Here is a 17,698-nt window from a genome sequence, read left to right as displayed (position 1 = left end):
GCATCACTCGTACCGCAGGTGTTCCGGTCTGCCGGTGGTCTCGGCCGGCCACCGAACCGTGCTCGCGCGGTACCCCCGGCTCACATCCCCCCGACGGACCCGTCGGGAAGATGCACTGCGGACCCGGTGGGCCGCGGCCACGGATGCCCCGTCAAGCGTTCGATGTCGTTGTTGAAGCGTTCGAGCCACCGTGCGAAGGTGGCGACCTCGTCCTCGGACCAGTCGGTCAGCACGCGCTCGAGCGCGGCGACTCCGTGGGCGCGCTCGGCGGCGAGCTTCTCCTCGCCCGAGGAGGTGATCCGGAATTTGCGGGCCATCCCGCCGTCCGGGTCGGGGATACGTTCGACCAGCCCGGCGGCGGTCATCGCCGAGGTCTGCCGGTTGAGTGTCGAACTGTCCAGATCGAGTGCGTCGCTGAGTTGGCCGATCGACATCGGGCCCTGCATGCTGATGCGGCTGAGAACCGTATAGGCGCTGCGGTCGAGCGAATGCCTGCCGCGTTTGCGGCTGTTGATGTTCGCCAGGTGCCGGCCGAGCAGCATCGCTTCGAACTCGATCAAGTGGGTCGGCTTGGTCATCGAAAGTCTTTCGTGAAGAACGTCACCCGAGTAGGTCGCCACGTTGCGGCGTCATCAGTATGTACTGTACACATCGAATGCATGATGCGTCGAATATGCATCATGCATATTTCTTTCCTTTCAGGAGTTCTATGACAGACATATCCGAAAATACCCCGGCCCGTTCCGGGGCTCTCGTCGGTGTCCTCGCCTTCACCGGCATCATCGCGGCGCTCATGCAGACCCTGGTCGTGCCCTTGATCGTGGACCTGCCGACCATGGTGAACACCTCTGCCGCGAACGCGTCATGGGTGATCACCGTGACCTTGCTCGCCGGTGCCGTGGCGACTCCGGTCACCGGACGACTGGGCGACATGTACGGCAAACGCCGCATGATGCTCGTCTGCCTCGTGCCGGTGATCGCCGGTTCGATCGTGTGTGCGCTCTCGTCCACACTCGTGCCGATGGTGATCGGTCGCGGTCTGCAGGGAATCGGCGTAGGTCTGATCCCGTTGGGAATCAGCCTCCTTCGGGACGTACTGCCGTACGACCGTCTGCATTCGGCCGTGGCACTGATGAGTGCGTCCATGGGCGTCGGCGGTGCTCTCGGACTGCCTGCATCTGCCGCCGTTGCACAGTACGTGCATTGGCGGTTCCTGTTCTGGGGCGTGGCGGTGCTCGGTGCGGTGGCGCTGGGTGCGTTGTGGTGGGTTCTCCGCGATGTTCCCGTCCTGCAGTCCGGCGGACGCTTCGACGCGGTGGGAGCGGTCGGTCTGAGTGCGGCCCTCGTCTGTCTGTTGCTGGCGATCTCCAAGGGCGCCGACTGGGGCTGGTCGAGCACCCTCACGATCGGTTTCCTCGCCGCTGCCGTCCTGCTGCTCGTGGTGTGGGGATGGTGGGAGCTGCGGGTCCGCGATCCGTTGGTGGATCTGCGCGTCACCGCCCGCCGGCCCGTGCTGCTCACCAACAGTGCTTCGATCGTGGTGGGTTTCGCGATGTACGCCCAGTCGCTGATTCTCCCGCAGATCCTGCAGCTGCCGGAAGAGACCGGTCACGGACTGGGCCAGTCCATGATCATGATGGGTCTGTGCATGGCACCGGGTGGTCTGATGATGATGGCGGTCTCTCCCATCGGAGGAAAGCTCTCGGCTCACCGCGGTCCGAAGACCACGCTGCTGGTGGGCTGCCTGATCATCGCTCTGGGGTACACGGCGGGGCTGCTGTTGATGGGATCGGTCCTGGGCCTGGCGGTCGTCGCCGCGATCTGCAGCACGGGAGTCGGGTTCGCATACGGTGCGATGCCCGCCCTGATCATGGGGGAGGTCCCTGCCACGGAGACGGCATCCGCCAACAGCGTGAACAGTCTCATGCGGTCGGTCGGTACGTCCTCCGCTTCCGCCGTCATCGGTGTCGTCCTCGCGCAGATGAGCGTGCCGTTCGCCGGTCATACCATTCCCACGGAGTCCGGCTTCCGGGTCGTCCTGCTGACGGGCGCAGGCGTCGCGCTTCTCGCGGCCGTCCTCACCGTCGCCGTTCCGCAGTCGCGCCGGGCCCGTCTCGCGAAGGTCGACGCCGACGCGACGCCCTCCGTGAGGGTGTGACGACGACTTCCTCCGCCCGCCGGTAGCGGCGGACGGAGGAAGTATCGGCGGAGTTACCGCGCGTCGAGCCCGAACGCCCCGCGGTAGAACACCATCGGACTCTGGTCGCCGACGCACTCCAGTTCGGCGACACGTCCGATGACGACATCGTGGTCACCTGCCACGTGCACATCCTCGACCGAGGCGTGCACCCGCATGAGAACGCCGGGCAGCGACGGAGTGCCCCAGCGGGACAGATCCCAGTCGAGACCGTCGAACTTGAGGCCGCGGCCGGACCCGAAGCGAGCGCACAGATCGGTCTGGTTCTCGCCGAGGACGTTGACGGTGAACCAGCCGGTACGGCGCAACCGCGGCCATGCACGCCCACGGTGGTCGGCGCAGAACAGCACGAGGGGCGGCTCGAGCGAGACCGACGCGAACGACTGGCACGCGAAACCGGTGGGGCCGTCCTCGTCGAGACCGGTCACGACGGTGACTCCGCTGGCGAAACGTCCCATGGCACGTCGCATCTCGTCCGGGCCGGGAACGCCGAGTTCGAACGTCGCGTCCTGGGTCTGAATTCCGGTCTGCATGTGCCTCACTCCGATTCGCTCTGGTCGCGGCCTCCGGCGACGTCCTACGAATCGAGCGTATGGGTGACGCGCGACACCCCGGAACGGCTTCTCGCTGAGTGGACATCCGGTCGCCGCGCCGTGTGCACGGGACGTCTGGGCCCTTCCATCCCACCGTTCGGGACCGCGAAGGATCCGCAATGCGACAATCTGGCCGGTGATGCGGTGCGGAAACGACGGGCCGTGATCGTGGAGAGGGGAACCGGTGCCCAGAATCGGCAAGGCGCGCGACGGGGCGGAGCCGACCTCCGCCGAGCAGCGGCGACGGCAGGTGCGGATCCTGGAGGCCGCGGCACGGCTGGGCTCCGAGCACGAACTCGCTCGCGTCCAGATGACGGAGATCGCACGGAACGCCGGGGTGGCGATCGGCACGCTGTACAGGTATTTCCCATCGAAGACGCATCTGTTCGTGGCGTTGCTCCTCGATCGCCTCGAACTCGGCGCGGATCGGCTTCCCGTGCGGAAACCGGGGATGAACGCCCGGGATGCGATCACCGAGGTGCTGATCGAGATGACCCGGCGGTTCGTCGACCGGCCCCGCCTGGCGTCCGCGATGCTGTTGTCCAACAGCACCGCGCCGGCGAACGTGGTGCCCGACTCCGTGGAAGTGCGGCGGACGTTCCTCCGGATCCTGTTCGACAAGGCGGGACTCGACGACCCCACCGACGAGGATCGCAACACGCTGCGACTGTTGTCGATGTTGTGGTCCGGGCTGCTGGTGACATATCTCAACGGCGGAGCGACTCTCGCGGAGACCGAGGCGGATGTGCGAAGCAGTTGCGAGCTGCTGCTCGCCCATCTGGGGGATTAGGGAAGGGCTCCGGAAACGACACGAGTCCCGTTCCACCGTCGTGCGGGGAACGGGACTCGCGTGATCACGACCGGCCGGCTACCCGGCCGCCCCGATCGGGGGTGCGGTGTCGAGGGCGTCCCCGAGGGCCGCTGCGGTAGCTTCCGCTCCGCCGAAGGTGAACGCCAACTGCCGTCCCCACAGGAAGTAGCGGTGGATGGGGTAGTCGATGTCGGCGCCGATACCGCCGTGCAGGTGCTGGCCGGTCAGGCCGACTCGCACACCACCGCGCGATGCCCACCACTTGGCGACGAGCGCCGCGGACTCGGCTTCGTCCTCGCGCCCGACGTCGAGCAGCCATGCGGCCCGGCGCATCGTGAGCCGGATCGCTTCGGTGTCGAGGTAGGCATCGGCCGCGCGCAACGCAACGGCCTGATTCGTCGACAACGGCCGGCCGAACTGCACGCGCTCCGAGGTGTACACCGCCGTGGCCCGAAGCGTTTCCTCGCATACCCCCAGCTGAACGGCAGCCAGAGCGATGCGGATGCGGCGCCGCGTCCAGGCCGCGATCTCCGCACCGTCGCCGGGCAGGACATCCTCGGCTCCGATGTGTACGTCCGTGAACTGCACGGCTGCCTCGGCGCCGCGGCCGGTCACGGCCGCCGGGACGGCCTCGACGCCGGGCGCATCCACCGGTGCGATCACCACGGCGACCGAATCGTCGTCGCACCGAACGGGTACGACGACACCGGCGATGATGGGTGCCCACGGAACCGACGGGATCTGTCCGCTGATGACGAGGTCGTCACCCTTGCGGATCGCGGTCACGGTGGGGCTCGCCCCGGGAGTGTCGTCGAAGGCGCCGGTCAGTACGACGGAACCGTCGACGAGTCCCGGAAGGTAACGGCCCACCTGCGTTTCCGTGCCGAACTGCGCGAGCGGAAGAGCTGCGCCCGCCACGGTGGACCACACGGGGACGGGGGCGACGCGCCGGCCCTGCTGCTGCAGGATCGTCGTCAGTCCGAGCATGCCCATGCCGGCGCCACCCGAGGATTCGGGAAGAGCCAGTCCCAGAAGCCCGGAGTCGGCGAGTGCCTGCCACAGGGGAGCGTCGAAGCCGCCCTCCTTGCGCTCCACCTCGACCACACGCTCGACCTTGGCCAGGGAACCGAAGACCTGCGATGCCAGGTCCTCGACCGCGATCAGGTCGTCATCGAGCTCGAATTCCATGTCAGCTCCTCGTCTCGGCCGGCGTCTTCACGTCCGCCTGGGCCGTCCTGTCGGATTGCGAGCGGGTGGCCGCTGCATCGGGACGCCTGCGCGCGCCCAGGGTCATTCCGAGGTTCTTCGCGGCCACGATCTCGCGCATCACCTCGTTGCTGCCGCCGCCGAAGGTGTTGTTCTGGGCGCGTCGGCCCAGAGCTTCGACCCGGCCCTCGATCACCGCACCGGGGCTGCCGGGGCGCAGCAGTCCGCGGGCTCCGAGCACTTCCTGCAACATGCCGTAGGCCGCGACGACACCTTCGGTGCCGAAGACCTTCGCGGCAGCGGAATCACCACCGCTGAGGGTGTTGGCGGCGATGTCGGACACCAGGCGCAGGTTGACGAGATCGGTCGCCGACAGCAGTGCGTAGACCTCGGCGAGGGTCGAGCGGACCCACGGCACGTCGAACAGCACACCGGGACCGAAAGGTTCCTGCTTGGCCCACGCGAGGACCTCGTCGTACATCTCGTTGGCGATGCCGCCGCGGGCGGCGAGTGCCACACGCTCGTGGTTGAGCTGACTGGTGATCAGGGTCCAGCCTTGATTCAGCTCACCGACCACATTGCTCAGCGGGACGCGGATGTTCTCGTAGTAGGTCACCGCCGTGCTGATACCACCGACGGTCTGGATCTCGGTGGCCGAGAAGCCCGGCGAGGAGGTCGGCACGAGCACGACCGAAATGCCCTTGTGGCGGGGAGCGTCCGGATCGGTACGCACGGCCAGCCAGACCCAGTCGGCGAAGATCGCGGAACTCGTGTACAGCTTGTTGCCGTCGATGACGAGTTCGTCGCCCTCGACGCGCGCCCGCGTCTGGAGTGCGGCGAGGTCGGTGCCGGCGCCGGGCTCGGTGTAGCCGATCGCGAACTTCAGTTCACCGGTCAGGATCTTGGGGAGGAAGAAATCCTTCTGTTCCTGGGTGCCGTACTTCATCAGTGCGGGGGCGACGGTGTTGAGCGTCACCAGCGATACCGGTGCGCCGGCGCGGATCGTCTCGTCGTAGAAGACGTAGAGCGCTTCGGGGTCCTCGCCGCGTCCGCCGTACTCTTCCGGCCATCCCAGGCCGAGCCAGCCGTCGGCGCCCATCTGCCGGTAGATCTTGTCGAAGACCGGCCCACCCTCGGTCTGGTCGACCAGGGCACGCCGATCCTCATCGTCGATGATGCGGGCGAAGTACTCTCGCAGTTCGGTGCGCAGCCGCCGTGACTTGTCGGACAGCTCGGGATGCATATGGTCTCCTGAGAAGTGTTCGGGGCCCGGGGTTACGGGCTTAACGGTCGGCCGAGAGGACGAGCGCGCTGTGCGGCACCGGCGATCCGCCCGTGACCAGCACGTTGTCGAGAGTCTTGGTGGGCTGGTTCACGGAGGTGCCGCGGATGAGCCGGACACCCTCGGCGATGCCGTTCACGCCGTGGATGTAGCCTTCGCCGAGCTGCCCGCCATGGGTGTTGATCGGCAGGCGGCCGTCGACCTCGAGGTTGCCTTCGGCGATGAAGTCCTTGGCCTCGCCGCGGCCGCAGAAGCCGTACTCCTCGAGTTGGAGCAGCACCATCGGGGTGAAGGCGTCGTACAGGATCGCGGCGTCGATACCTTCGGGACCGAAGCCGGCCTGTGCCCACATCTGCCGGGCGACGAGTTCGACCTCGGGCATCGCGTCGATGTCCTCGCGGTAGTAGCTGCTCATCGAGATCTGCTGAGGACCGACGCCCTGCGCCGCGGCGGTGATGATCGCCGGAGGGTGCGGAAGATCTCGGGCGCGTTCGGCGCTCACGATGACCAGTGCCTGGCCGCCGTCGCTCTCCTGGCAGCAGTCCAGCAGGCGCAGCGGGTCGGCGAGCATCCGGGAGTTCTGGTGATCGTCGAGGGTGATGGGCCGCTCGTAGAACCAGGCCTTGGGGTTGTTCGCCGCGTGCTTGCGCGAGAGCACCGAGATCTGCCCGAAGTCCGCACTGGTCGCCCCGTACTTGTGCATGTAGGTGCGTGCCAGGAAGGCTTCCTGCTGAGCGGGAGTGAGCAGACCGTACGGGTTGATCCAGTTCCGGTATTCCTGGTCGGTGTTCGAGTTGTACGCGAACGGCGGCGGACCGGCACCGAAACGGTGGCCCGAGCGCTCGTTGAACGCGCGATAGACGACCACGACATCGGCCACACCACTGGAAACGGCGAGTGCAGCCTGCTGCACGGGTGCGCAGGCGCCGCCACCGCCGTGCGGGATGCGGCTGAAGAACTTGAGTTCGGGGATGCCGAGCGCGCGGGCGACGGCGATCTCCGGGTTGGTCTCCATGGTGAACAGCGCGAAGCCGTCGACCTCTTCGACACCGATTTGTGCGTCCTCGAGAGCGGCGAGGACCGACTCGCACGCGAGTTGCCATTCACTGCGGCCGGAATTCTTGGAGAACTCCGTGGCTCCGATGCCGGCGATAGCAGCGGCTCCGGAGAAGCCCTTGACGGTCATCGTGTCTTCCTCTCGTAGGGCTCCACCACGACCTCGGCGGTGACGTGGACGCCTCTGCTGTTGCGGCCCTGCACCTTCAGGGTGACGGTCGCGCCCTCGACGGCGGTCACCTCACCGTTCATGTGCATGGGGTCGCCGGGGAAACAGGGCACGCCCAGACGCAGCGACGCGCGGCGTACGCGCGCCGACGGTCCGGTCCAGTCGGTGACGTACCGGTCGACGAATCCGTTGGTGGCGTTGATGCTCATGAACACGTCCGGGGTACCGCGTCCGAGTGCGGCATCCGGATCGTGGTGCACGTCCTCGAAATCCTGTGATGCGATCGCGGTGGCCACGATGGTCGTGCGATCGATCGGCAGGACGAGTTCGGGAAGTTCCTGTCCGACAGTGCATTCGGCGAGGTTCATGCGTGTCCTCCGGGCTTGCGCAGCTGGGGCAGGATCTCACCGTGCGCGTGCTCGGAGAATCCCACCTCGAGTTCCATGCCGATCTCGAGCGTGTCGTGGTCGACACCGGCGATGTCGGCGACGATGCGGATGCCTTCCTCGAGGTCGATCAGTCCGACGGCGAGCGGGTACTCGAAGGCCGGATCCTGGGGGTGGTGGATGACGGTCCAGCTGTGGAGCGTTCCGCGACGCGAGGATTCGACCGTCTTCCATTCGAACGAACGGCAGGCGGGGCAGGCGGGGCCCGGCGGGTGGCGCAGAGTGTCGCACTCGTTGCACTGCTGGATCTCGAGTCGGCCCTCACGGACGGCGTCGAACCAGAACTGGTTGTCCTGGGTGATGGTGAGCCGGGGGACGGCGGTCATCGCGTCTCCTTGTCGGTGTTCGGGTTGAACCGGAGCATCCGGAATCGTTCCTCGGCGACGAGTTCGCCGTTCTGATCCTCGTAGCGCTTGTACAGGGTGAAGAATCGCCCGTCGCCGAGACCCGTTCGCTTGACTCCGGATACGGATTCGATCGTGTAGTGGGCGGTGATGTGGTCGCCCGGGACGATTTCGCGGTGGTAGTCCTGCTCGACGTTCGTCGCGACGACCGAGGTGAAACCCTCGCGGTCCAGGTCGGCGAGCATCCGGGAGTACGCGAAGTCCTCCACGACGCCCTCGGTGCGCTTGCGCTGGACCTCGCGCCAGCGACGGTAGCCGGCCATGATCCAGGTCGAGATCATCGCGGGCGGGCAGACGATCGACTCGCGCCCGGTCTCGCGGGCGGCCTCGGCGTCGACGTAGATCGGATTGAAGTCGTCGTGGGCCTCGACCCAGTTCCGGATCATGGCGTCGTTGACGACGTATCGGGCCACACGGGGCGGTTCGGCCACCTGCCCGACGTATTTCTCGTAGTCCTGCTCGACGGTCTGCATGGCCCACTCACTCCTCTTCGGCACGCGCGTTCGTCGTCACGCTAAGGGGGGCCGACAAGCGGGATCCCCCGATTCCCACTGAGCAGGAGCGTGACGGCGGACACCGGAAGCCGGTACCGAACCAAGCGATTGCTTGGTAAGTTGTGGGCGTGGAACCCGCGCATCCTGCGGGGTGAACGACGTGGAGGCAGTGAATGGATCTGGGACTCGACGGCGCAGTCGTGCTCGTCACCGGAGGCATACGGGGAGTCGGCGCAGGTATCACCAAGGTGTTCCTCCGCGCCGGAGCGACCGTCGTGACATGTGCACGCAACGAACCCGAACACCCCGTCGAAACGGACGGGCGGACCGCGGAATTCCTGCCGTGCGACGTCCGGGACGCCGATCAGGTGAAAGCCTTGATCGACAGCATCATCGACCGCCACGGCCGGCTCGACGCAGTGGTGAACAATGCCGGCGGCTCGCCCTATGCGCTGGCGGCCGACGCGAGTCCGAAGTTCCACGCCAAGATCGTGGAGCTGAACCTGCTGTCTCCGCTGCTGGTCGCGCAGGCCGCCAACGCGGTGATGCAGAAGCAGGACACGGGCGGATCGATCGTCAACATCTCGAGCGTGAGTGGGTCGCGGCCGTCGCCCGGCACCGCGGCCTACGGCGCCGCCAAGGCGGGCGTCGACAGCCTCGGGCAGTCGCTCGCCGTCGAATGGGCCCCCAAGGTGCGGGTGAACTCGGTGGTCGTGGGCATGGTCGAAACCGAGCAGTCGCACCTGTTCTACGGAGACGACGAAGGCATCGCGGCGGTCGGCGCGACCGTCCCGCTGGGACGGTTGGCTCAGCCCGAGGACGTCGGCCACTGCGCCGCATTCCTGGCTTCCCCGCTGTCGGCCTACGTCAGCGGATCCACACTGACCGTCCACGGCGGCGGCGAAAGCCCTGCCTATCTGGCAGCGGCCCGAACGAAGGAGACGAAGTGAGTGGACTGATGGACGGGCGCGTCGTCATTGTGACCGGCGCCGGACGTGGCCTGGGTCGCGCCCACGCCCTCGCCTTCGCGGCAGAGGGCGCGAAGGTCGTGGTCAACGACATCGGTGTCGGGGGCGACGGATCGGCCACGGGGGAGAGCCCCGGTGAACTGGTCGTCGAGGAGATCCGCGCGGCCGGTGGCGAGGCCGTCGTCAACGGCGACGATGTCGCCGACTGGGCGGGCGCCGAGAACCTCGTGAAGACGGCCCTGGACAATTTCGGCCGCCTCGACGTGCTCGTCAACAATGCCGGCTTCCTGCGCGACCGCATGCTCGCCAACATGAGCGAAGAAGAATGGGACGCGGTCATCCGCGTGCACCTCAAGGGCCACTTCGCACCGATGCGTCACGCGATGACCTACTGGCGTGCCGAATCCAAGGCCGGCAATCCCGTCGACGCCCGCATCATCAACACCAGTTCGGGCGCCGGTCTGATGGGCAGCATCGGTCAGGGCAACTACGCCGCGGCCAAGGCGGGCATCGCGACGCTCACGGTTCAGGCCGCGGCCGAATTCGGCCGTTACGGGGTGACCGTCAACGCGATCGCTCCGTCGGCGCGTACCCGGATGACCGTCGGCGCCGGTGGTGCGATGGCCGAGATGATGGCCGCGCCCGAGGAGGGTTTCGACGCGATGGCACCCGAGAACGTTTCGCCGCTCGTCGTGTGGCTCGGCAGCGCCGAATCGAAGGACGTGACGGGCCGGGTGTTCGAGGCCGAAGGGGGCAAGGTGTCGCTGGCCGACGGCTGGCGCCACGGCGAGGCGATCGACAAGGGCGATCGTTGGGATCCGAAGGAACTCGGACCCGTCGTCGAGAAGCTGATCGCATCGTCGCAGCCGCCGACGCCGGTCTACGGGGCCTGACGGTCCCCGTGCGCGTTTCCGGTAGCACGTGCTACCGGAAACGCGCACGAGTGGCGCAGCCGCCTACGCCGGTGTGCGGACGATGAGGGTGGAGCCGGGGAAGTAGGCGGCGAGTTCGGATCGCGCCTGCTTGAGCGTGGCGGTGCCGTAGCCCTGCTTGCGGAACTCCGGATGCACCCAGATCCGTACGTCGACCTCGTTTCCGGTCAGCTCGCCGAACGCGAACCCGACGGATTTCGGCTCGTCGCCCGAAAGATCCTCGGCCACAAGCCACATCGCGGACTCGTCGTCCATCAACTCGGCGCCGCGCTGTCGCTCGGACTCGACCCGCTCGTCGCTGTCGTCACCCAGCTGGTCGGCGCAGCGCGCCGTGAACAACGCGGTATCGGCCGCACTGTGGGAGATGGGACGCAGCCGGAAATGCGCGCCGGTCGCGTACGGACGCGCCGCTGTCGTCCATTGCAGTACCGCATCGAGATCGTCGAGTTCCTCACGGATCTTCTTCCGCTCCGCCTGCGTCAGGCGGCGGAACGGAAGATTGAGCACGGCCTCCGCGCAGAACTCGCCGGTGTCGAGCAGTGATGCGAGCTTCGCGACCGCGTCGCCCCGATCCTTGCTCTCGACGATCACGTCGAGCACCTCGTGGCGTCGTTCGAGCGCCCGGAGCAGCGCGGCTGCGATCTCGCGCCGGTCGAGCACCTTGTCGTGATCGGTGGTTGCCATCGTGCGACATCCCTTCGTCGAAGAACTGGGCGTACGGGATTCAGTATTCCCGCACGTTCCGCTCGCGGCGACCGCGTGATCCGGGTGATCCGGCTCACTCGCACACGACGACGGGAATGACGCGGTCGGTCCACGACTGGTACTTGTCGAAATCCGGATACATCGCGGTGAGGCGCGGCCAGTACGCCGCGCGCTCCGCATCGCTCGCCACGCGAGCGCGCATCGTCCGGATCCGTGACCTGATCTGCACGGTGACCTCGGGGTTCGCCTGGATGTTGCGGAACCACAAGGGATGCTTGGGAAGTCCTCCCTGGGAGGCGACCAGGATCACCTTGTCGCCGTCTTCGAGGAACAGCAGAGGAGCGGTGCGCGGCCGGCCGCTCTTCCGTCCGATCGTGGTCACCAGACATACGGGGACGCCCCGGGGGAATGCACTGCCGACCCGCCACCTGCCGCCGATGCGACCACCCGTGGCCCGGTACACGGCGACGTTCACGCGCGATCCCCACTTGATGATCGACGTCGTGGCCCCGGACCCCAGTCCTTTCGGGGCCTCCCCGGTACCCACCTCAGATCCGTTCGATGATGGTGCCCGTCGCGAGAGCGCCACCGGCGCACATCGAGATCAGTGCGGTCGACGCGTCGCGTCGCTCGAGTTCGTGCAGTGCGGTGGTGATGAGCCGGGAACCGGTGGAGCCGACCGGGTGGCCGAGGGCGATGGCGCCGCCGTTGACGTTGACCTTGTCCATGTCGGGTCCGTGCACCTGGGCCCAGGACAGCAGCACCGACGCGAACGCCTCGTTGACCTCGAACAGGTCGAGATCGCCGATGCTCATGCCTGCCTTCTCGAGAACCTTCGCCGTGGCCTGCACGGGGCCGTCGAGGTGGAACTCGGGTTCGGCGCCGACGAGAGCCTGCGCGACGATCCGCGCGCGCGGCTTCAGCCCGAGCGCCTTCGCCCGGTCGGAGTCCATGAGCAGGACGGCCGCCGCGCCGTCGGAGATCTGCGACGAGGTGCCGGCCGTGTGGATGCCGCCCTCGAGCACCGGCTTCAGCTTGGCCAGCGACTCGGTCGACGTCTCGCGCAGACCCTGGTCGCGGGTGACGGTCGCCTTCTCGCCGGTGCGGTTGCCCTCCTTGTCGACGACAGGGGCCACGACCGGCAGGACCTCGCGGTCGAACCGGCCCTCGTCCCAGGCCTGCTGGGCGAGTTGCTGCGACCGCACTCCGAGCGCGTCGACGTCCTCGCGGGTGATGCCGCGGCGCCGCGCGATACGTTCGGCGGCCTCGAACTGGTTGGGCATGTCGATGTTCCAGGACTCGGGGCGACGGGGGCCGGCCTGATCACCGACGTTGGCACCGAGGGGGACCTGGGTCATTGCCTCGATGCCGCACGCGATGCCCACGTCGATGGCGCCGGTGGCGATGAGCCCGGCGATCAGGTGGTTGGCCTGCTGGGCCGATCCGCACTGGGCGTCGATGGTGGTGGCACCGGCCTGCCAGGGAAGCCCCGCGTTGAGCCACGCGGTGCGGGTGATGTTGTTGGACTGGGCGCCCGCCTGGGTGACGCAGCCACCGATGACCTGTTCGACGAGCTCGGCGTCGATGCCGGCGCGTTCGACGAGCCCGGCCTGGACGGCGCCCAGGATCTCGGCGGCGTGCAGGCCCGCGAGCCATCCGCCCCGCTTGCCGATCGGGGTCCGTGCGGCCTCGACGATGACTGGTGTGCCCACGGCGGGCTCCTTTCTCCTACGCTCTTCGCAAAATAGAACACGTTTTTCCGGCTGGCAACAGGACCGGCTTTTCCCAGTGGACGTGCAGATCCCTTGGTCGGAAGGCGCGTCTGTGTTTGAATGGTTTTAGAACGTGTTACATATCACGCGAGCGGTACCCGCCAGGGCAGGAGAGATATCAGTGGCGCAGCCGAACATCCCCGAAGACATCGACTTCACCGATCCCGATCTGTACGCAGACCGTATGCCTTTCGCAGAGTTCGCGGAACTGCGGAAGACCGCGCCGGTGTGGTGGAACAAGAAGTCTCCCGACGTCGGTGGGTTCCACGACGACGGATTCTGGGTTGTCTCCCGGCACGAGGAGGTCCGTGAGGTCTCCCGCCGGAGCGACGTGTTCTCCAACTGGGAGAACACAGCGATTCCGCGGTTCAACGACGACATTCCGCGCGAAGCCATCGAGTTGCAGCGCCACGTCCTGCTCAACAAGGACGCACCCGAGCACACCAAGCTGCGCAAACTCGTCGCCCGCGGTTTCACCCCCCGTGCGATCAACGGCCTGCGTGACGAGCTCGATCGTCGCGCGAGAGCCATCGTGGGAGAGGCGTGCCAGGCCGGTCGTGGCGACTTCGTCACTCAGGTCGCGGCCGAGCTGCCGCTGCAGGCCATCGCCGACCTCATCGGTGTGCCTCAGGAGGATCGCGCCAAGCTCTTCGAGTGGTCCAACCAGATGACGGGCTACGACGATCCGGACAACACCGCCGATCCGGCGGCAGCGTCCATGGAAGTCCTCGGGTACGCCTACCAGATGGCCGCGGCCCGCAAGGAGAACCCGGCCGACGACATCGTCACCACCCTCATCGAGGCCGACATCGACGGCGACGAACTCGCTCCCGAGGAGTTCGGCTTCTTCTTCATCGTGCTCGCGGTGGCCGGCAACGAGACCACCCGCAACGCGATCACCCACGGCATGGCGGCGTTCCTCGACAATCCGGAGCAGTGGGAGATCTTCAAGCGCGACCGGCCGAAGACCGCCGCCGACGAGATCATCCGCTGGGCCACCCCGGTCACGTCGTTCCAGCGCACCGCCCTCGAGGACACCGAACTCGGCGGGCAGACGATCAAGAAGGGCGATCGCGTCGTCATGCTGTACGCGTCGGCCAACAACGACGAAGAAGTATTCGACAACCCCCGCGAGTTCGACATCCTTCGTGATCCCAACCCGCACCTGGCATTCGGTGGAACGGGCGCGCACTACTGCCTGGGCGCGAACCTCGCACGTATGGAGATCGACCTGATCTTCAACGCGATCGCCGACCACATCCCGGACATCACGAAGATCGGCGACCCGCACCGTCTGCGGTCGGGCTGGCTCAACGGCATCAAGGAATTCCAGGTCGACTACAAGACCTCGGGTGGGTGCCCGGTCCAGCACTGACCGAACCGAACACCGACCGAACCGAACATCGAGGTCCCCGGCCGCCCCTGCGCGCCCGGGGACCTCGCACATCCCGTGTCGTCTACAGGACCTCGGACCTGCGGCCGATCCACCACATCGCGGCCCCCGCCGCGAGCACACCGGCTACCGATACACCGGTCGTGAGAACCGTCCACGAGTCCGGCGTCCACCCGGACGGAGAATCGGTGAGAGGCGTGTAGGCGGTCCATCCGAATCGGGTGAGCAGAGGCAACGCCATCACGGCGGGCAGCGAGAAGGACGCGGCGGTGACCGCGCTCGTCGACGGTAGTGCCGCGCTGATCGTGTACGCGGCTGCCACCGGAAGAACGAAGAAGGTCGCCAGGAGGTGGACGTTGTCCCAGGGCGCACGAGTGAAGATCGCCGTGATCGTGACGAACGCGAGCACGCCCACTCCGGCCATCGGCCTCGGCGCGCGACGGCCCAGCCACGCGCCGACGGCGGCGAGCACGACCATCACGGCCGGCAGAAACCATCCGCCGGGAATCCACGAGGGAGCGGTACCCGCGGCGACGGCCACCGCGAAGGCGGCGAGAAGGACCGCTCCGCTTCTCTCGCGCAGCCACAGGGCAGCACCGATCACGAGTGGGACAGCGACGATGCCCCACAGCCATCGCCCGTTCCCACCGGGACTCGCATCCGGAGACCACACGGCACTGTGAAGAGACCGATACAGCACGACGGCGACGAGCGGTAGGCCGATACCGACCACCGTTTCCCGTACATCCCATCGTCGTTCGTCGACCGAATCGGGAGCACCGGCACGCATCACGAGAGCCGCTGTTGCCACCGCGATGACAGTCGCCGAGAGAACCGTCCACACCGTGTCGGCGGGCTGCGCCGACACCTCGAGGTACACGGCGCTTCCGGGCGAGGAGGCCGCGAACTCCCGGTATTCCGCGATGGGTTCTGCGGTGAGCAGCGCGGCAACGACGCCACCGGTCATCACCGCGGGGAGCCGGGTGCCCGCAGTTCGGGCGCAGCAGACGACGAGGGCACCGAGCACCAGGCCTGCACCGACCGCCGAGACGTACATGTCGAACCGCCACGCACCCGGCAGGGCGACGACCGCCACGAGTGCGGCCCCGGCCACGACGGCGCCGAGCGCGCCCACCCGGTGGCGTAACCACAGCGCGATCGACGCGGCGACGAGCGCTCCCGTGGCAGACGCGGTGATACCCGAAGTCTCCACGGCACCGAAACCGAACCCGGTATCGAGTGGATAGGTGTCGACGCTCGGCGCGGCGAGGACGGTTCCGGCGGTGAAACTGCCGACGGCTGCGAGTGCGTAGAGAATCCAGGAGGGCACCCCCTACCTTCTCCGAGCGGTCACCGGGACGCGGCGCCGACACGCCGGGCGACGATGCGATCAGGTCAGGCGGCGAAGATCCTCGGAGGTGTCGACGTCTCCGGGGTCGGCGAGCCCGGTGCAGTCGAGACGCCGCACGCGTTCACGATTGCGGGCGAGGAAGGACCGCGCGCCCTCGTCGCCGGTGGCGTCGGCGGCGGCGCCCAGCGCGTCGGCGATGTCGAAGACCACCGGATGACCGGGGTGATCTCCGAAGACGGGGAGCGTCACCGTCCCCGTGTGGTGCGCATCCAGGAGATGGCGGACCAATTCGGCTGTGATGCCGGGAAAATCGACGACGGTGAGCGCAACCCTGTGGTGGGCTCGTGCCGCGTCGACCCCGCGGTGCAGGGATGTCGACATGCCGACGGCCCAGTCGGGGTTGTAGACCGCTGTCGCTCCGGTAGGGCACGCGGCGGCCACATCGTCGCCGAATGCGCCCACGACCACGATCACGTCGTCACAACCACCTTCGAGCAGTGCCTCGACGACGGTATGCAGCAGGGGACGGCCGCGGTGGGGGAGCAGCGCTTTCGCGCGTCCGCCCAGCCGCGAGCCGTCCCCTGCCGCAAGAACGATCCCGGCTGTGCCCATGGCCCGACTCTACGAGACGGGGCGCACGGTTTTCATCGCGCGGTCCACTTCCCAGAACGCACGCAACGAGACGATCCTCCCGTCGTCGTCCACGCGGTAGACGAACACGCCCTCCGCATCGATCAGATTGCCTGCCATCGTCGTACGGATGGTGCCGATGTTGACGCATTCGTCGCCGCAGACCAGCACGTCGTCGACGAGGAATTCGAGCTTGTCGGTGTTCGCGATGGTCATGTCGTAGAACTTCGCGATCGCCTCGGCACCGTGATGCCCCTTGCCCTCCGGATCGAAGCCGGACGGACCCACCGGATCCTCGACGCACGCGTTCTCCGCGAACAGCGCGAGCCACTCGTCCTTGCGTTTCCCGCTCGCCGCCGCCTGCGACGCCTTCGCTGCGATACGCGCCGGGTGTTCCTCGCTCATGCGGCATCCCTTCCGGGAATGTACTTGTCGGCGAACTTCCGCAGCGATTCCTGTTTGGCCTCGAGCGGGGAGTCGAAACCGTGGCCGTCGAAGATCCACGGCACCACGATGATGTCGGTGACCCCGGCGTCGGCCAGTTCGGCGTAACCGGAACCACCGAACCTGTCGACACACACCGTCTGGATCTCGAACGGCAGGTTGCTGCGGCCGTACTCGGCCCGCAATTCGCGCAGTCGGGTGATGACCCCGACCAGATCGTCGAACCCGATCATCGCCGACGTCCAACCGTCACCGACCCGGGCCGCACGACGCAGTGCCACCTCGGTGTGCCCACCGACGTAGAGCGGTACCGGTGCGGTGGGCGCGGGACTCATCTGCAGCCGGTCGAAGTCGTAGAACTCGCCGTGATGTTCGACCATGCCGCCGTCGAGGATCAGCTTCAGAACGTCGATCATCTCGTCGACGCGCTTGCCGCGCTTCGCGTAGGGCACACCGCACCACTCGAATTCTTCCGGCGCCCAGCCGATTCCGACACCCAGTCCGAACCGGTTCCCGGTGAGGTTCGCAACGGATCCGACCTGCCGCGCCAGCAGCACCGGATTGCGGGAGCCGAGCTTGAGCACCTGGGTGTAGAACCGGATCGTCGACGTGCTCGCCGCCATCGACGCCGCGGCGATGAGCGGATCCACCCAGGGGGTGTCGGGCGTCCACATCCGCGAACCGTCGGGGGTGTACGGATAGTCGACCGTCTGCTTCTCCATGTAGAACAGGGAGTCGGGCAGTGCGATCGAGGTGTATCCGCACTCCTCGGCGGTCTGCGCGATGCCGGTGAGCTGGTCGAGTGGGGTCATCGCGACCCCGACGGTGAACGAGACCATGATGCC

General features: G+C 67.3%; 20 protein-coding genes. 5 read left to right on the top strand and 15 right to left on the bottom strand.

Features of this window, described 5'->3' with window-relative positions:
- Positions 1–80: 80 nt before the first annotated feature.
- Positions 81–578 (bottom strand): MarR family winged helix-turn-helix transcriptional regulator, encoded by a 498-nt coding sequence (locus PV766_RS01740; RefSeq protein WP_129977228.1) that lies wholly within the window; start codon positions 576–578, stop codon positions 81–83.
- A 131-nt stretch (positions 579–709) separates the two neighbouring features.
- Between PV766_RS01740 and PV766_RS01735 the strand changes: the two genes are divergently transcribed.
- Positions 710–2,158 carry an MFS transporter gene (locus PV766_RS01735; RefSeq protein WP_421096280.1) on the top strand — a complete coding sequence of 483 codons (1,449 nt, stop codon included), beginning with the start codon at positions 710–712 and terminating at the stop codon, positions 2,156–2,158.
- A 53-nt stretch (positions 2,159–2,211) separates the two neighbouring features.
- Here the strand turns inward: PV766_RS01735 and PV766_RS01730 are convergent, their stop codons facing one another.
- Complete coding sequence (locus tag PV766_RS01730; protein ID WP_016931869.1) at positions 2,212–2,730, bottom strand: flavin reductase family protein; 519 nt, start codon at positions 2,728–2,730, stop codon at positions 2,212–2,214.
- Positions 2,731–2,974: 244 nt separating this feature from the next.
- Between PV766_RS01730 and PV766_RS01725 the strand changes: the two genes are divergently transcribed.
- Positions 2,975–3,580, top strand: coding sequence for a TetR family transcriptional regulator (locus PV766_RS01725; RefSeq protein ID WP_421096279.1), 606 nt, complete (start codon positions 2,975–2,977; stop codon positions 3,578–3,580).
- A 78-nt stretch (positions 3,581–3,658) separates the two neighbouring features.
- On the opposite strand, the gene PV766_RS01720 is transcribed toward PV766_RS01725, so the two are convergent.
- From PV766_RS01720 to PV766_RS01695, 6 genes are read right to left on the bottom strand one after another with little or no spacing between them, the layout of a single operon-like run.
- Positions 3,659–4,789: an acyl-CoA dehydrogenase family protein gene (locus tag PV766_RS01720; RefSeq protein ID WP_016931871.1), complete on the bottom strand. Its 1,131-nt coding sequence runs from the start codon at positions 4,787–4,789 to the stop codon at positions 3,659–3,661.
- A 1-nt stretch (position 4,790) separates the two neighbouring features.
- Positions 4,791–6,050 (bottom strand): acyl-CoA dehydrogenase family protein, encoded by a 1,260-nt coding sequence (locus tag PV766_RS01715; RefSeq protein ID WP_064063462.1) that lies wholly within the window; start codon positions 6,048–6,050, stop codon positions 4,791–4,793.
- Positions 6,051–6,090: 40 nt separating this feature from the next.
- Entirely contained in the window at positions 6,091–7,275 is a 1,185-nt protein-coding gene (locus PV766_RS01710; protein WP_016931873.1) for a lipid-transfer protein, read from the bottom strand.
- A complete protein-coding gene (locus tag PV766_RS01705; RefSeq protein ID WP_064063463.1) occupies positions 7,272–7,682 on the bottom strand; it encodes a MaoC/PaaZ C-terminal domain-containing protein in 411 nt (136 codons plus the stop codon). Before PV766_RS01705 ends, PV766_RS01710 begins: the two co-directional genes overlap by 4 nt.
- The gene (locus PV766_RS01700) at positions 7,679–8,086 is read right to left on the bottom strand and encodes a Zn-ribbon domain-containing OB-fold protein (protein WP_060653719.1); all 408 of its coding nucleotides are present in this window, start codon (positions 8,084–8,086) and stop codon (positions 7,679–7,681) included. The genes PV766_RS01705 and PV766_RS01700 overlap by 4 nt, the downstream gene beginning before the upstream one ends.
- Positions 8,083–8,637 carry an FAS1-like dehydratase domain-containing protein gene (locus tag PV766_RS01695; RefSeq protein ID WP_060653721.1) on the bottom strand — a complete coding sequence of 185 codons (555 nt, stop codon included), beginning with the start codon at positions 8,635–8,637 and terminating at the stop codon, positions 8,083–8,085. Before PV766_RS01695 ends, PV766_RS01700 begins: the two co-directional genes overlap by 4 nt.
- Positions 8,638–8,831: 194 nt before the next feature.
- Here PV766_RS01695 and PV766_RS01690 point away from each other — a divergent pair, with 194 nt between their 5' ends.
- Positions 8,832–9,608: an SDR family oxidoreductase gene (locus PV766_RS01690; protein ID WP_129977224.1), complete on the top strand. Its 777-nt coding sequence runs from the start codon at positions 8,832–8,834 to the stop codon at positions 9,606–9,608.
- Positions 9,605–10,519 (top strand): SDR family oxidoreductase, encoded by a 915-nt coding sequence (locus PV766_RS01685; RefSeq protein ID WP_026002790.1) that lies wholly within the window; start codon positions 9,605–9,607, stop codon positions 10,517–10,519. Before PV766_RS01690 ends, PV766_RS01685 begins: the two co-directional genes overlap by 4 nt.
- Positions 10,520–10,582: 63 nt before the next feature.
- On the opposite strand, the gene PV766_RS01680 is transcribed toward PV766_RS01685, so the two are convergent.
- From PV766_RS01680 to PV766_RS01670, 3 genes are all read right to left on the bottom strand, one after another.
- Positions 10,583–11,242, bottom strand: a complete 660-nt coding sequence (locus PV766_RS01680; protein ID WP_016931879.1) for a GNAT family N-acetyltransferase — start codon at positions 11,240–11,242, stop codon at positions 10,583–10,585.
- Between the two features lie 94 nt (positions 11,243–11,336).
- Positions 11,337–11,810 carry a nitroreductase family deazaflavin-dependent oxidoreductase gene (locus tag PV766_RS01675; protein ID WP_255162167.1) on the bottom strand — a complete coding sequence of 158 codons (474 nt, stop codon included), beginning with the start codon at positions 11,808–11,810 and terminating at the stop codon, positions 11,337–11,339.
- 1 nt (position 11,811) lies between these two features.
- Positions 11,812–12,975, bottom strand: a complete 1,164-nt coding sequence (locus tag PV766_RS01670; RefSeq protein ID WP_016931881.1) for a steroid 3-ketoacyl-CoA thiolase — start codon at positions 12,973–12,975, stop codon at positions 11,812–11,814.
- Positions 12,976–13,156: 181 nt separating this feature from the next.
- Between PV766_RS01670 and PV766_RS01665 the strand changes: the two genes are divergently transcribed.
- Positions 13,157–14,410, top strand: a complete 1,254-nt coding sequence (locus PV766_RS01665) for a cytochrome P450 (protein WP_016931882.1) — start codon at positions 13,157–13,159, stop codon at positions 14,408–14,410.
- 82 nt (positions 14,411–14,492) lie between these two features.
- Here the strand turns inward: PV766_RS01665 and PV766_RS01660 are convergent, their stop codons facing one another.
- From PV766_RS01660 to PV766_RS01645, 4 genes are read right to left on the bottom strand one after another with little or no spacing between them, the layout of a single operon-like run.
- Positions 14,493–15,758: a hypothetical protein gene (locus PV766_RS01660; RefSeq protein WP_421096278.1), complete on the bottom strand. Its 1,266-nt coding sequence runs from the start codon at positions 15,756–15,758 to the stop codon at positions 14,493–14,495.
- A 60-nt stretch (positions 15,759–15,818) separates the two neighbouring features.
- On the bottom strand, positions 15,819–16,391 hold the full coding sequence (locus PV766_RS01655) for a nucleotidyltransferase family protein (RefSeq protein WP_421096277.1): 573 nt from the start codon (positions 16,389–16,391) through the stop codon (positions 15,819–15,821).
- A gap of 9 nt (positions 16,392–16,400) precedes the next feature.
- The gene (locus PV766_RS01650; protein WP_006551916.1) at positions 16,401–16,814 is read right to left on the bottom strand and encodes a nuclear transport factor 2 family protein; all 414 of its coding nucleotides are present in this window, start codon (positions 16,812–16,814) and stop codon (positions 16,401–16,403) included.
- Positions 16,811–17,692 carry a TIGR03619 family F420-dependent LLM class oxidoreductase gene (locus PV766_RS01645; protein WP_006551915.1) on the bottom strand — a complete coding sequence of 294 codons (882 nt, stop codon included), beginning with the start codon at positions 17,690–17,692 and terminating at the stop codon, positions 16,811–16,813. The genes PV766_RS01650 and PV766_RS01645 overlap by 4 nt, the downstream gene beginning before the upstream one ends.
- Positions 17,693–17,698: the final 6 nt, after the last annotated feature.

This window comes from Rhodococcus sp. As11 (genome assembly GCF_048957735.1).
Classification (GTDB): Bacteria; Actinomycetota; Actinomycetes; order Mycobacteriales; family Mycobacteriaceae; genus Rhodococcus; species Rhodococcus gordoniae.
Note: the sequence above shows the minus strand (reverse complement) of the source record. Positions and strands in the feature narration are given on the sequence as shown.